Below are 12,911 nucleotides of genomic sequence, written 5' to 3' on the forward strand. Positions count from 1 at the left end.
AACTTCCTTTCGTCAACAGCGCAACAGCCATAGGGAGGCGTTCATGCTGCAATTCATCGAAACCCTGGTCGTCGGGCTCATCGTCGGCCTCCTCGCCCGCGCGTTCAAGCCGGGCGACGACAAGATGGGCATCCTGATGACCATCGTGCTCGGCGTCATCGGCTCGCTGGTCGCCGGCTACGTCGGCCGCGCGGCCGGCTGGTATGCGCCGGGCCAGGGCGCGGGCTGGATCGCGTCGATCATCGGCGCGATCGTGCTGCTCGTCGTCGTGGGTGCGATCCGCAAGCGCGCGGGCTGAACACCGCACGCCGCGCTCCGACGCAAACGGCCGCTCGTCTCACGCGAGCGGCCGTTTTCTTTTGGTGAATCGTCCTCCTCAGGATTGCCGATTCGTTGAGCCCTCGACGATTCACCTGCGAATCCCGCATCCATTGACGCGTGTCACCCGAGCTTACGTCATCGGCAATACCCTGACTTGCGGCCGCACAAATTTGAGATAAATTGATTGAAGGAACGCGGCGTCGTTTGCTCGTCGTCGCTATTTCCGGTTTCTCACTCAAGAGGTTCGATGAAATTGCCGTTTACGCATACAGCACCGCAGCGTTGACGGACTGCCATTCGAGCGGCCTCGCTGCGACGCGCTTCCTCTCTGGAGCCTGTCATGAAGCATCGCCTGTTTGCCGCCTCGTTTGCCCTGGCTGCCTCGCTTCTGGTCTCGTCCTCGTCATTTGCCGCCGGCGCGTCCGGCATCATCCACTTCACCGGCATGATCGTCGAGCCGCCGTGCTCGTTCGCGCTCGACACGACCGACGCCGCGCATGCGCACGTGCGCCCCGACTGCCCGCGCCCGGCGAGCGGGCAAGTCGCGTTCGTCGACGCGGCCAGCCTGCGCCCGATCAAGACCACGACCTTTACGCAGGCCTCCCGCGCAATCGTTTTACCTGATCGTCCGGGCAACGCGAACGCGCCGATGATCGCCGTCGTCACCTACCAGTAACGCTCGCTGCGGGAGAACGTCGCGCGTCAGTCGCGATGGCGCGCGATCCAGTCGCTGAACGCGCGGATCTTCTGCTGGCTGCCGAGGTTCTCGGGATAGACGAAGAAGTAGCGTGCGCCCGTTTCGAGCACGATGTCGAACGGCCGTTCGAGCCGGCGCGCGCTGACGTCGTCATCGACGAGCGTCACGTCGCCGATCGCGACGCCGAAGCCCTGCATCGCCGCATTCGTCGCGAGATCGAGCGTGTCGAACGTCGGCCCGCGCGCGGGATCGACGCCGCGCTCGCCCGCATGGTCGAGCCATGCGCGCCAGTCGCGGTGGTCGCGCGTCGGATGCAGCAGCGTATGGCGCGCGAGATCGCCGACCGCGCCGAGCGGCGACGCCTGCCGCAGCTCGGGCGCGCAAACGGGCGTGAGCCGCTCGTCGAACAGCGGCAGCGCGACGACGCCCGGGCCCGGCGACGTCCCGTAGACGATCGCCGCATCGAACGGCTCGCTCGAGAAATCGACGACGTGCTGCCACGCGGTCGTGATCTGCACGTGGAGATCGGGATGTTCGCCCTGGAAGCGCATGATGCGCGGCAGCATCCAGCGCATCACGCAGGTCGGCACCTTCAGCGCGAGATCGGTGCGCTGCCGCGTGAGCTTCATCGAGATGTCCTCGATCCGCGCGAAGCTCTCTTCGACCACCGGCAACAACTGCTCGCCCTCGGCCGTCAACGTGAGGCCCTTCGCATGCCGCCTGAACAGCGGAAAACCGTAGTGCGCCTCGAGCGTCTGGATCTGCCGGCTCACCGCGCCCTGCGTGATGCACAGCTGCTCGGCCGCGCGCGTGAAGCTGCGGTGGCGAGCCACCGTCGAGAAGATCTGCAGCGCGTGCAGGGGTGGAAGTCGGCGCATGGCGAACGGGAAACGGGAACGGAAAACGACGCGGAAGGACCGCGCGCCGACGCCGGCGCGCACTGACCGACACGATAAGCCAAACGCCGGCTTCGCGCGAGACGCCGAAGGTTCAGGCCGTCGCGGTCAGCGCGCCCGCCGCGATGCGCGCCGCCGATGCGACGACGTCCGCGCGCGCCGCGGCAGCGGCATCCGGCTGCGTGAACGACACGGCCATCACGATCGGCGCGCGCGACGGCGGCCACAGCACCGCGACGTCGGTCGTCGTGCCGAAGCCGCCGGTGCCGGCCTTGTCGGCAACGCGCCAGCCGGGCGGCACGCCCGCCGCGATGCCGGTCGCGCCGCGTGCGCCGCCGACCATCCATTCGGTCAGTTGCGCGCGCTGCGGTTCGCGCAGCATGTCGCCGAGCAGCAGCCGCTGCAGCGTGTCGACCATCGCGACCGGCGTCGACGTGTCGCGCTCGTCGCCGGGCGCGGCCTTGTTGAGTTCGGGTTCCCAATGATCGAGGCGGAAGGTGGTGTCGCCGCATTCGCGCGCGAACGCCGTGACGGCCTGTGGGCCGCCGAGCACGCTCATCAGCAGGTTGCCCGCGCCCTTGTCGCCGGACTGCAACATCGCCGCGCACAGCTGCGCGATCGTCATGCCGGTGTCGACGTGGCTCTCCGTCACCGGCGAGCCGGATACGATTTCATAGCGGCGGTACAGGATGCGGCGCGGCAGCAGCGATGCGTCGAGCGCGCCGCGCGCGAGCATCGCGGCGGCCGCCACAACTGCGTACGTGCCGCACAGCGGGAAGCGCTCGCGCGCATGGTGCGCGATGCGCACGCCGTTCGACGTATCGAGCGCGGCGACGCCGAGCCGCCCGTTCGAGGCTTTTTCGAGCGCGGCGAGTTCGGCTTGTGCGGTATGGGCGCGCCCCTGGTCGGCGACCGGCGCGGACGTGCACGCGGCGACGAACGGTGCGGCAACGGCGGCAAGCAACAGCGAGCGGCGTGTCGGAGAGTGTTCCATGAATGAGGTCTGTTCTGTCGGAAACGGTGGCGCGAAGCGACACTGCCGCGCGTCGACGACGCGCGACCGTTCACGCCGACGGCCGGCCCGCGACGACATTCGCCGCGCATCCCCGAAAGACGTCCGTCGGCCCCGCGCGCTGGCGGGATTCGCATGAACGCCTAGCGTAGCAGCGACCGCCGTCGCGTTCCAGCGAAACGGCCCGACTTCACCCTTGCGACGAAGGCAGGTACGGCATCGGATTCACCGGCTTGCCGTCGCGTCGCACCTCGAACAGCAGCGCGACGCGCGAATTGTCGAGGTCGCCCATCTCGGCGATCGCATCGCCCTGATGCACGATGTCGCCCGTCTTCACGAGCAGCTTGCGGTTGTGCGCATAGGCGGTCAGGAAATCCGCGTTGTGCTGGACGATGATCAGGCTGCCGTAATCGTTCAGGCCGGTGCCCGCATACATCACGCGCCCGTCGGCCGCGGCGCGGACCGGGTCGCCCGGCCGGCCGGCGATCTGGATGCCGCGGTTCTGCCCGGGCCGGAACCCTTCGACGATCTTGCCGTTTGCGGGCCACTTGAGCGCGACGCCGCCCGCGTGGCGCTTCGTTTCCTTGACGACCTGACGGTCGCTCGCGGTCGACGCGCTGGCCGGCGAAGTGGCTTGCGACGCTATCTGCGCAGTCGCCTGCGCGGTGGCCTGATTACCCGCCGCGCCATTGCCCGCGACGGCCTGCGTGCCGGCCGCGCCCGCGGGCGGCAGCGGCTGCTGCTTGACGATCCGCAGCACCTGCCCCGTGCGCAGCCTGCCGTTCCCGGCCAGCTTGTTCCAGGTACGCAAGTCGGCCACGCTGCAATCGTTCGCGGAGGCGATGCCCGTCAGCGTGTCGCCGCGTTTCACGACGTACTTCCGCGCGACGAGAATCGGCGCGGCCGGCATCGTGGCGGCCGGCGTCGCCGCGGCGGACGAGCTCGAATCAGAGGGCTGCGCCGCGAGCGTGTCGCTCGGCGGAACGGACTGCGTATTTGCACAACCGGCCATGACGAGCACGGCGGCCAGGCCCGACAGCCACGCCGCCTTGCGGTGAATCTCGCGCGTTTTCATGGACGATCCGACTCCGGTTTGACAATCTTTCAAGCATCTCAAAAACGGAACGGCCGACGTGTAACCGGATGCAAACAATGATGACAAACGATCACGGACCGGATGCCGGCCGGCATTCGCTACCGGTAATACGGTCCGATTCGGAAAAACTTGATGGCGCTTGCGCCGAAAAACGGAAGAATTTTCGTCGCAAAAAACTATGGCCGGTTCGCCTTGATAGCCTTGGTGCGACGATATTCACCGCAACCATGCGACGAATTGGGCACCGGCCCACGCGACACCGATGCACAGGAACAGCAGATGCAGCGCGATCTTGAACGACACGCCCCATGACGAATCGATCTGCATGACGGGCTCCCCGGTTGATGTGCGTCCATGATCGGCCGTCGGTCGCGCCCCGAAAATGCGGAAGCGGCGAACCGGGTCTCAGGCTACCCCTGAGACCGGCGCCGCGGTTCCTGCTAACTTATCGGCCATTCCCCACCCATCGCTCCGCCCATCATGCGCTTCGACCTGACCGACCTGCGGCTCTTCCTGAACATCTGCGAAGCCGGCACGATCACGGGCGGCGCCGAACGCACGCACATCACGCTGCAGGCCGCGAGCGAGCGTATTCGCGGGATGGAGGACGAGCTTGGCGTGCCGCTGCTGCACCGGACCAAGTCGGGCGCGCAGGCAACCGACGCGGGCCGCGCGCTCGAACATCACGCGCGCACCGTGCTGCAGCAGATCGATCACATGCGCGGCGAACTGCAGCAATACGGCCAGGGGCTGCGCGGCCATATCCGGCTGCTGTGCAACACCGCGTCGCTGAGCGAATACCTGCCCGATGCACTGGCCGATTACCTGCCGCGCCATCCGAAGCTGTCGATCAGCGTCGAGGAACGCTCGAGCCAGGAGATCGTGCATGCGATCCGCAACAAGACGGCCGAGGTCGGCATCGTCGCCGATTCGGTCGGGCTCGGCGGGCTCGAACAGAAACCGTTCCGCGAAGACTGGCTGATCGTCGTCGTGCCGGCCGCGCATCCGCTCGCGTCGCACGACAAGGTCGCGTTCGACGACATCGCCGGCGAAGACTTCATCGGCCTCACCGACGGCAGCGCGCTGCAGGTGCATCTCGCCGATCAGGCACGCGCGCTCGGCAAGCGGATCCGCTATCGCGTGCAGTTGAAGAGCTTCGACGCGATCTGCCGCGTGATCGCGAGCGGCGTGGGCATCGGCATCGTGTCGCGGCATGCGGCCGAGCGCGCGATGCAGACGATGGACGTGCGGCTCGTCGAGTTGTCCGATCCGTGGAGCCATCGGAAACTGACGCTCTGCGCGCGGTCGTTCGACGCGCTGCCGAAGTACACGCGCGAGTTCGTCGCGTTCCTGTCGGGCGACGCACCGCCGCCGTAACGCGCACCGCGCCCGGCTCGCCCCATCGACATACGGAGACTTGACCATGACCGATATCGATCTCGCCACCCGCTATCGCGCGTATATCGACTGCCTGAACCGACAGGACTGGACGGCGCTCGGCGAGTACGTGTCCGACGACGTGATCCACAACGACCGGCCGCTCGGCCTCGCCGGTTACCGCGCGATGCTGGAACAGGACTTCCGCGACATTCCCGACCTGCGCTTCGACATCCGGCTGCTCGTGTGCGAGCCGCCGCGGGTCGCGTGCCGCCTTCGCTTCGCGTGTTCGCCGAAAGGGACGTTCATGGGGCTCGCCGTCGACGGCCGCAAGGTCACGTTCGCCGAGAACGTGTTCTACGAGTTTCACGAAGGCAAGATCCGCCAGGTATGGTCGGTGATCGACAAGGCGGCGATCGAGAAGCAGCTTTGAACGTCGTCGAAACGGCGGCTCGTCGCCTGCGGTGGCGAGTGGCCGTGAGCGGTTCGCTGCAGTTCGATTCTTGTGGATAACGTTTTCTCTCTTCGTGCAACGAGAACCCGTTTCCCGCCCCATGCTTCCGCCCGTTCCCCCAAAGCTTCGCTCCCGCGCTGACCACGCGATCATCGAGATAAAAATCCCGGCGATTGACGCGTAATTCCGATTCTTCTCCCGTACGCCCCGCTTCCCCTATTCGGGTTTCTACCGGCGCATCCGATGTGAAAGTTCATTGACATCACGCGGATCGATGCCTAATTTGGAAAACGTTTTCCAACGCTCGAGCGAGGGATCCGTCATGGCCCGCGCAGGGGAACGCTTGCCTGCTCGATTTGCGATTCAGGCGTCCGTCTTCAGGGATCAGGGTTGGCGAGGCGGACGCCGGGTACGGGCACCGAGCGCGGCATCGGCGACACGTGCCCGTGCTTCACCACTATTCAAAATTGGAGACACCATGCATCCGCGCAGCAGATTCACGCTCGGCGCCGCGCTCAGCGCCCTTTCCGTCGTGCTCGTGAGCGCGTGCGGCGGCAACGACGTGACCGACACGCCGTCGTCGCCCCCGACCTCCACCCCGCCCGCGCTCGCAGCGAACTCGCTGCAGGCGCTCGTCTACGGCGCGCCCGACACCAGCGTGCCGGCCGGCACGAACATCCCCGTCACGATGATGGGCCAGATGCGCGCGCTGTTCGACCTGATCCGGAAATCGCCCGATTTCACGCAGGTCGTGATGGATCTCGGCGACGGCACGCCCGTCCATGTGCTCGACACGAACACCGGCGACAAATTCCTGCCCGGCAAGCTCGCGCTCGGCCTGTCGTACATCCTGATCGACATGAAGTCGAAGAACGACCCGCAATACGCGAGCTACCTCGCGACGTACCAGACGATCACGACCGCGATGATGGCGCAGTCGGGCGGCAACTATGCGTATGCGAACACGTCGTGGGGCGAGTACTACTACCTCGTCGCGCTGAACAACCTGAAGGCGCACGGGATGCTCAACGAAGTCTTCAGCGACGCGATGCTCGCGACGCTGCAGCAGCGGCTCACGTTCTGCGACATGTTCGGCCCCGATGCGAGCGGCAAGACCACGACGTGTCCGGCCGCCGGCACGCCGATCGACATCGCGTCGCTGAACACCGCGCAGAACTACTATGCGGTCTCCTACGGCATTGCCGGGCTGCGCCAGAAGCTTGGCTGGAGCAGCCCGTCCTTCGCATCGAAGACCGATCCGGCGGTCGCGACGATGAGCGCACGCGACGCGCTGCTGTACACGCTGACGAACCACATCCGCCACGATTCGTCGGGCGGGTTCTCCGACGAAGCGTCGAACACGCACACGACTTACTATGACCAGGCGCGCTTCGACCGCTACAGCACGCTGCTGATCGGCGAGGTGGTCGAGCGCACGTTCGAGATGGGCAACGAAGCGAACCTGACGCCGGAGCTGAAGGGCTATCTGCGCAAGTCGGTCGACCTGATCCTGCCGCAGCTGAACGCCGACGGCCAGGGCTTCAACTACGGCCGCTCGATCGGCCCGTACGGCGATTCCGCGTTCATGGAAGTGCTGACGGCCGCAGCCAATGCAGGCGTGCTGACCGATCGCGAGAAACAGGTTGCGTATGCATTCATCTACCAGGCCGCGCGTCGTTTCGACACGTACTGGTACGACCCGTCGCTGCCGACGCCGTCCGTGAACATGTGGGTCAAGGGCCGCGGCACCGACACGTATCGCGGCAAGCCGCGCGTGATGGGCGAGAACTTCAGCCTGCTGCACCAGTACCTGTACGTGAACGCATGGTGGAACAAGCTCGGCTTCGGCGGCCAGGCGCCGATGGCCGATGCGGACTACCGCGCATGGCTCGACGCGCTGCCGCGCTACACGCTCACCTGGTACAACGAGCCGGGTGATGCCGCGCATCCGTACAGCGCCGCGCTGCTCACCGTGCGCGACGGCCGACGCGTGATCAACCTGAACCTCAGCCAGGCACCCGACTACAACGCGTACACGCCGTATTACCCGGTGCCGTTCTCCGACAAGCTGATCTACGGCACGACCGACCTCGGCTATGCGCTGCTGCTGCCGCAGGTGACGTACAACGCGAAGACCTACATTCCCGTCACTTACTACAAGAACCTGAACGTGCAGCAAAGCAACGGCGAGGTGATCGTGTCGTTCGATACGACGAAGTTCCGCCTCGCGTCGAAGAATGCCGCGTACACGACGGATCTCGACCTGCAGGTGCACACGGTGCTGACGTTCGCGCACGGCACGGTCTCGCGCAGCGATACGCTGAGTTCGGGCACGCTCGCGGGCAACCTCGCGGTCGAGACGGACTTCACGTCGTTCGCGGATTTCGCGTCGACGCAGGCCAACGGCGACGGCGTGTCGGTGACGTACGCGAACAGCGCCGCGACCGGCTATGCGGCATCCGGGTTCGACAACTGCGCGCTGTCCGCCTTCGACACGGCGAACGGCGCGACGAATCCGCTGTCGACGACGCCGATCGGGCAACTGCATTCGAACTTCGCGTGCACGACGAAACCGTTCGCGCTCGGCGCGGGCGCGACCCGCACGGTCGGGTGGACGCTGAGGTACGCCGATCCGGCGTAAGCGGCACGACCGCGCTCCCGCGACCGTTCCCGAAGCCGGTTGCCGAAACCGGCTTCGGGATCATTCAGCGCCCGGGGGACGCGTTCACCACCATCCCGATCCCGCCATATACGCACCGAGCGCAATCAGTCCGACGAAGAAGCAACGCTTGAACGTCTTCTCGCTCATCATGCGCCGCGCATATTGCCCGCCGGCCATCCCTGCCAGCGCGGGCACGAGCGCGAGCGCCGACACGCCGAGATCGACCGCCTGCAGTGCGCCCGTGACGCGCAACTGCAGCGCGAGCACGATCGTCGATGCGGTAAACGACAGTCCGAGCGCCTGGATCAGATCGTCCTTCGACAGCCGCAGCGCCTGCAGGTACGGCACGGCCGGTACGACGAACACGCCGGTCGCGGCCGTCACGACGCCCGTCAGGTAGCCGACCACGGCCGACAGCCATGTTTCATGGCGGCCCGGCGCGGGCAGCCGCGCCGCCGCCAGCCCCCACAGCCCGTAAAGCACCAGCACGACGCCGAGCGCCGTGTGCGTCCACGTGCTGCCGGCCGCGAGCGCCGGCAGCACGCCCGTCAGCGTACCGACCGTCAGGCCGGCGAGCAGCGGCCACAGCCGGCGCAGCAGCGCGCCAAACGACGGGCCGAGCCACAACTGCCACACGTTGGTGATGAACGACGGCACGAGCAGCAGGCTCGCCGCGGCCGACGGCGGCATCGCGAGCGTCAGCAGTCCCATCGCGATCGTCGGCAGCCCGAGCCCGATCATGCCCTTGACCGCGCCGGCCAGCAGGAAAACCAGCACGATGATCGTCAGCGTATGAATTTGCATGGCGGCATTCCGTCCGTTGAGTACGGCGCCGATGGTGCCTGCCCGCCATGCCGCCCGCCATCTGGCTTTGCCTGAGGCTGGCTCGGGCCCGCCGGACGGCGCTTTCGGGGCCTCGATCCGGCCCCATGGATCACCCCCGGCCCTGCTCGCTGTCGAGGTGCACCATTTGCGCGGCCGGATAGCGGTCGCCGGCAGCCGCCCCGGCGGGAACCGCCGCTTCGATGCGTGTGAGATCTTCGACCGTTAGTTGCAATTCTGTCGCCAGCAAACCGTCCTGCAGTTGGGTGCGCTTGCGCGCGCCGACCAGCGGCACGATGTCGGCGCCGCGCGACAGCGCCCACGCGATCGCGACCTGCGCCGGATTGCTCCCCTTCTCGTCGGCGATCGCGCGCAGCGCGTCGACGAGCGCGAGGTTGTGCGCGAGGTTCTCGCCCTGGAAGCGCGGGCTCGCCGCGCGGAAATCGCGCTCGCCCTGCCGCGCCGCGCTCCAGCGCCCGCCCAGCAGCCCGCGCGACAGCACGCCGTAGGCCGTCACGCCAATGCCGAGCGCGCGGCAGACGGGGAGGATTTCGGCCTCGATCCCGCGTGACAGCAACGAATATTCGATCTGCAGATCGGCGATCGGCGCGACGGCGGCCGCGCGGCGGATCGTGTCCGCGCCGGCTTCCGACAGCCCGATATGACGCACGTACCCGGCCTTCACGAGATCGGCGATCGCGCCGACCGTTTCCTCGATCGGCACCGCCGGATCGACGCGTGCCGGCCGGTAGATGTCGAGGTAGTCGGTGCCGAGCCGCTTCAGCGAATACGCGACGAAGTTCCGGATCGCCGCGGGCCGCGCGTCGTAGCCGGCGAACCCGCCGGCCGGATCGCGCAGCGCGCCGAATTTCACGCTGATGCGCACCTGGTCGCGCGCCCGGCCGCGCAGCGCGTCGCGGATCAGCATCTCGTTGTCGCCCATGCCGTAGAAGTCGCCCGTATCGAGCAGCGTGACGCCGTTGTCGAGCGCCGCATGCAGCGTCGCGATGCTTTCGTCCCGGTCGGCCGGTCCGTAGAAATCCGACATCCCCATGCAGCCGAGCCCGATCGCCGAAACCTGCGGGCCCGTGCGGCCCAGTTGACGCATGTCCATGTCCGTTTCCTTCAAAGGGTGAGTAGATGCAACGGATTCTGGCCGCACGACGCCGCGCGATAAACGCGAAACGCGCCACCAAACCATTCGACGCTGATTAACAATGGAGCCTGTTCCCGTTCCCGCCAAGGTTCTCGCCCGCATGGACCATCTGCAAGCAATGCGCGTCTTCGCGCGCGTCGCCCATCTCGGCAGCTTCACGAAAGCGGCCGAGCAGCTCCAGCTGCCGCGCCCGACGGTCAGCAACGCCGTCCAGTATCTGGAAAAGCACCTGAAGATCCGCCTGCTGCAACGCACGACGCGGCGCGTCGCGCTGACCGCCGAGGGCGCGACCTACTACGAGCGCTGCGTGCAGTTGCTCGCCGACCTCGACGACGCGGAAACGCTGTTCGAGGATGCCGGCGCGTCGCCGCGCGGCGTGATCCGCGTCGACCTGCCCGAACGGTTCGCACTGAACCAGGTGATTCCGGCGCTGCCGGATTTCCACGCGCGCTACCCCGACCTGCGCATCGTGATCAGCACGACCGACCGCTTCGTCGATCTCGTGGCCGACGGCATCGACTGCGCGGTGCGGGTCGGCGTGCTGTCCGACACGTCGCTCGTCGCGCGGCGCGTCGGCGAGATGGCCCAGATCAACTGCGCGTCGCCCGCGTATCTCGCGCGACACGGCACGCCGCGCTCGCCGGACGATCTGCCGGACCACGTCGCGGTCGGCTATTTCTCGAGCCGCACGGGCCGCGAACTGGACTGGGAATATGCGGACATGGATTCGGGCGAGATGCACACGGTGAAGATGCACAGCGTCGTGTCGGTCAACAGCTCGCAGGCGTATCTCGCGTGCTGCCTCGCGGGCCTCGGGCTGATCCAGGCGCCGCGCGACGGGCTCGCGCCGCTGCTCGCCGACGGCTCGCTGGTCGAGGTGCTGCCGGAATGGAACGCGGGGCCGCTGCCCGTATCGGTGGTGTTTCCGACCGGCCGGCATCTCGCGCCGCGCGTGCGGATCTTTGTCGACTGGCTCGCGGAAACGCTCGGCAGCCCGCGCCGGGCGGACTGACGACGGCCGTGCCAGGGCCGTTCGCCCCGGCCCTGGCACCCGGTCAGAACTTGTGGCGGATCGCGGCGCGCACCGCGAACTGGTTCGACGATGCCGACGGGCCGTCCGTGCCGACGACATAGCCGCCGTCGGCCGCCGTGCCCGTCTTGTCGCCGCCCACCTTCTGCCACGCGCCCTGCAGGTACACGTCGGTGCGCTTCGACAGGCTGTAGTCGGCCATCAGGCCGACCGTGTGGTACTTCGGCTTGAACGAGCCGGCTGCGGCATCGTACTTGCCGTCCGTATACACGTACTGCGCGCCCAGGTAGAAATCGGGCGTGAGCTGGTACTTCCCGTTGATCTCGAAGTTCTGGAACTTCGTCGCGGTCAGCCCAAGGCCGGCGAACGTCGACGCCGGCAGGTAGACCGTCGATACCGGGTTCTTCACGTCGGTCTTCGTATAGACGACGCCGACCGTCGCCGCGCCGAACGTGTAGTTGACGCCGCCGCCGAAAATGCGCAGCCGGTCGGCGACGAAGTTCGCGTCGTCGGCCGCGATCGCGCCCGCGTTGCCGATGCCCGGGTTGTTCGCCTGCAGGTACGCGGCCGCGACCTGCAGCCCGGCCAGCGAATACTGCGCGCCGATACTGTACTGGCGGTTGTTCGAGAAGCCCGTGCTGTTGCTGAAGCTGTACGTGCCGCCGAACGTCAGGCCGTTCCAGTCGGCGCTCGCGTACTTGACCGTGTTGTTGACGCGGAACGAGTTGTCCGTGTTGTCGTTGTCGAACGGGTGCGAGAACAGCGTGCCGCCCCAGTTGCCGTTCGCGGTCAGCGGCGCGAGATAGTCGACGACGGCATCGTACTGACGGCCGAACGTCAGCGTGCCGAAGCGCGACTCGGACAACCCGACGAACGCCTGACGGCCGAACATGCGGCCGCCCTGGCCGAGCCGGCCGTTGTTCACGTCGAAACCGTTTTCCAGCGTGAAGACCGCCTTCAGCCCGCCGCCGAGATCCTCGCTGCCCTTCAGGCCCCACCGGCTGCCCTGCGCATAGCCGCTCGCGAGCTGGTAATTGGTCTTTCCGACCCCATTGACGTTGACGTTGTTCGTGTAATTGAAGCCTTCGTCGATCACGCCGTACAGCGTCACGCTGGTCTCGGCAAAGGCCGGCGCGGCGAAGGCAGCGAGCGCGGCGGCAAAAATGACGTGCTTCCTCATGACGAATCTCCGGAGCCGGGGGCCGGGCTGGCCGAACGCCCGGCGAATGTTTGGTCTGTTGTATGTGGCCCGCAGGGCGGACGACGCGGTGTGCGGCCGCGTGAGGACAAAATGGTGTCACGACGCAAATCGTCCGTCCATCGGGTGCGGGTGGTCGCGCGCAAAGCGTTGCGCTCGTCCAACTGCCCCGTCGCGCGGACAGCCCGAC

General features: G+C 67.1%; 12 protein-coding genes. 6 read left to right on the forward strand and 6 right to left on the reverse strand.

All coding sequences use genetic code 11. From position 1 onward, the window contains the following. The first annotated feature begins 43 nt into the window (after positions 1–43). On the forward strand, positions 44–298 hold the full coding sequence (locus tag CFB81_RS23235) for a GlsB/YeaQ/YmgE family stress response membrane protein (protein ID WP_069617996.1): 255 nt from the start codon (positions 44–46) through the stop codon (positions 296–298). A 363-nt stretch (positions 299–661) separates the two neighbouring features. Beyond that, on the forward strand, positions 662–997 hold the full coding sequence (locus CFB81_RS23240) for a hypothetical protein (protein ID WP_069617997.1): 336 nt from the start codon (positions 662–664) through the stop codon (positions 995–997). A gap of 26 nt (positions 998–1,023) precedes the next feature. Here CFB81_RS23240 and CFB81_RS23245 read toward each other — a convergent pair whose 3' ends face one another. The 3 genes from CFB81_RS23245 to CFB81_RS23255 all read right to left on the reverse strand — a co-directional run bounded on the left by CFB81_RS23245 (position 1,024) and on the right by CFB81_RS23255 (position 4,001). Then, complete coding sequence (locus CFB81_RS23245; protein ID WP_089437114.1) at positions 1,024–1,896, reverse strand: LysR substrate-binding domain-containing protein; 873 nt, start codon at positions 1,894–1,896, stop codon at positions 1,024–1,026. Between the two features lie 112 nt (positions 1,897–2,008). Beyond that, positions 2,009–2,908, reverse strand: a complete 900-nt coding sequence (gene bla, locus CFB81_RS23250) for a class A beta-lactamase (protein WP_089436668.1) — start codon at positions 2,906–2,908, stop codon at positions 2,009–2,011. Between the two features lie 208 nt (positions 2,909–3,116). Next, the gene (locus tag CFB81_RS23255) at positions 3,117–4,001 is read right to left on the reverse strand and encodes a peptidoglycan DD-metalloendopeptidase family protein (RefSeq protein WP_089436669.1); all 885 of its coding nucleotides are present in this window, start codon (positions 3,999–4,001) and stop codon (positions 3,117–3,119) included. Between the two features lie 501 nt (positions 4,002–4,502). Here CFB81_RS23255 and CFB81_RS23260 point away from each other — a divergent pair. From CFB81_RS23260 to CFB81_RS23270, 3 genes are all read left to right on the forward strand, one after another. Continuing rightward, positions 4,503–5,399 carry a LysR substrate-binding domain-containing protein gene (locus tag CFB81_RS23260; RefSeq protein WP_069618000.1) on the forward strand — a complete coding sequence of 299 codons (897 nt, stop codon included), beginning with the start codon at positions 4,503–4,505 and terminating at the stop codon, positions 5,397–5,399. 46 nt (positions 5,400–5,445) lie between these two features. Then, entirely contained in the window at positions 5,446–5,832 is a 387-nt protein-coding gene (locus tag CFB81_RS23265; RefSeq protein ID WP_069618001.1) for an ester cyclase, read from the forward strand. Positions 5,833–6,331: 499 nt separating this feature from the next. Continuing rightward, on the forward strand, positions 6,332–8,494 hold the full coding sequence (locus CFB81_RS23270) for a hypothetical protein (protein ID WP_089436670.1): 2,163 nt from the start codon (positions 6,332–6,334) through the stop codon (positions 8,492–8,494). Positions 8,495–8,578: 84 nt separating this feature from the next. On the opposite strand, the gene CFB81_RS23275 is transcribed toward CFB81_RS23270, so the two are convergent. After that, positions 8,579–9,319 (reverse strand): sulfite exporter TauE/SafE family protein, encoded by a 741-nt coding sequence (locus CFB81_RS23275; protein ID WP_089436671.1) that lies wholly within the window; start codon positions 9,317–9,319, stop codon positions 8,579–8,581. Positions 9,320–9,449: 130 nt separating this feature from the next. Then, the gene (locus CFB81_RS23280; protein ID WP_089436672.1) at positions 9,450–10,451 is read right to left on the reverse strand and encodes an aldo/keto reductase; all 1,002 of its coding nucleotides are present in this window, start codon (positions 10,449–10,451) and stop codon (positions 9,450–9,452) included. A 142-nt stretch (positions 10,452–10,593) separates the two neighbouring features. On the opposite strand from CFB81_RS23280, the gene CFB81_RS23285 reads away from it, so the two are divergent. Further along, positions 10,594–11,505, forward strand: coding sequence for a LysR family transcriptional regulator (locus CFB81_RS23285; RefSeq protein WP_089436673.1), 912 nt, complete (start codon positions 10,594–10,596; stop codon positions 11,503–11,505). A gap of 43 nt (positions 11,506–11,548) precedes the next feature. Here CFB81_RS23285 and CFB81_RS23290 read toward each other — a convergent pair whose 3' ends face one another. After that, positions 11,549–12,703 (reverse strand): porin, encoded by a 1,155-nt coding sequence (locus CFB81_RS23290; RefSeq protein ID WP_069618006.1) that lies wholly within the window; start codon positions 12,701–12,703, stop codon positions 11,549–11,551. Positions 12,704–12,911 lie beyond the last annotated feature (208 nt).

It is taken from the genome of Burkholderia sp. AU28863 (genome assembly GCF_002223195.1).
Classification (GTDB): Bacteria; Pseudomonadota; Gammaproteobacteria; order Burkholderiales; family Burkholderiaceae; genus Burkholderia; species Burkholderia sola.

Bases quoted from the DNA above. Each gene is read 5' to 3' on its own strand.
- CFB81_RS23235 (WP_069617996.1), top strand. From the start codon at position 44: ATGCTGCAATTCATCGAAACCCTGGTCGTCGGGCTCATCGTCGGCCTC.
- CFB81_RS23240 (WP_069617997.1), top strand. From the start codon at position 662: ATGAAGCATCGCCTGTTTGCCGCCTCGTTTGCCCTGGCTGCCTCGCTT.
- CFB81_RS23245 (WP_089437114.1), bottom strand. From the start codon at position 1,896: ATGCGCCGACTTCCACCCCTGCACGCGCTGCAGATCTTCTCGACGGTG.
- bla (WP_089436668.1), bottom strand. From the start codon at position 2,908: ATGGAACACTCTCCGACACGCCGCTCGCTGTTGCTTGCCGCCGTTGCC.
- CFB81_RS23255 (WP_089436669.1), bottom strand. From the start codon at position 4,001: ATGAAAACGCGCGAGATTCACCGCAAGGCGGCGTGGCTGTCGGGCCTG.
- CFB81_RS23260 (WP_069618000.1), top strand. From the start codon at position 4,503: ATGCGCTTCGACCTGACCGACCTGCGGCTCTTCCTGAACATCTGCGAA.
- CFB81_RS23265 (WP_069618001.1), top strand. From the start codon at position 5,446: ATGACCGATATCGATCTCGCCACCCGCTATCGCGCGTATATCGACTGC.
- CFB81_RS23270 (WP_089436670.1), top strand. From the start codon at position 6,332: ATGCATCCGCGCAGCAGATTCACGCTCGGCGCCGCGCTCAGCGCCCTT.
- CFB81_RS23275 (WP_089436671.1), bottom strand. From the start codon at position 9,319: ATGCAAATTCATACGCTGACGATCATCGTGCTGGTTTTCCTGCTGGCC.
- CFB81_RS23280 (WP_089436672.1), bottom strand. From the start codon at position 10,451: ATGGACATGCGTCAACTGGGCCGCACGGGCCCGCAGGTTTCGGCGATC.
- CFB81_RS23285 (WP_089436673.1), top strand. From the start codon at position 10,594: ATGGACCATCTGCAAGCAATGCGCGTCTTCGCGCGCGTCGCCCATCTC.
- CFB81_RS23290 (WP_069618006.1), bottom strand. From the start codon at position 12,703: ATGAGGAAGCACGTCATTTTTGCCGCCGCGCTCGCTGCCTTCGCCGCG.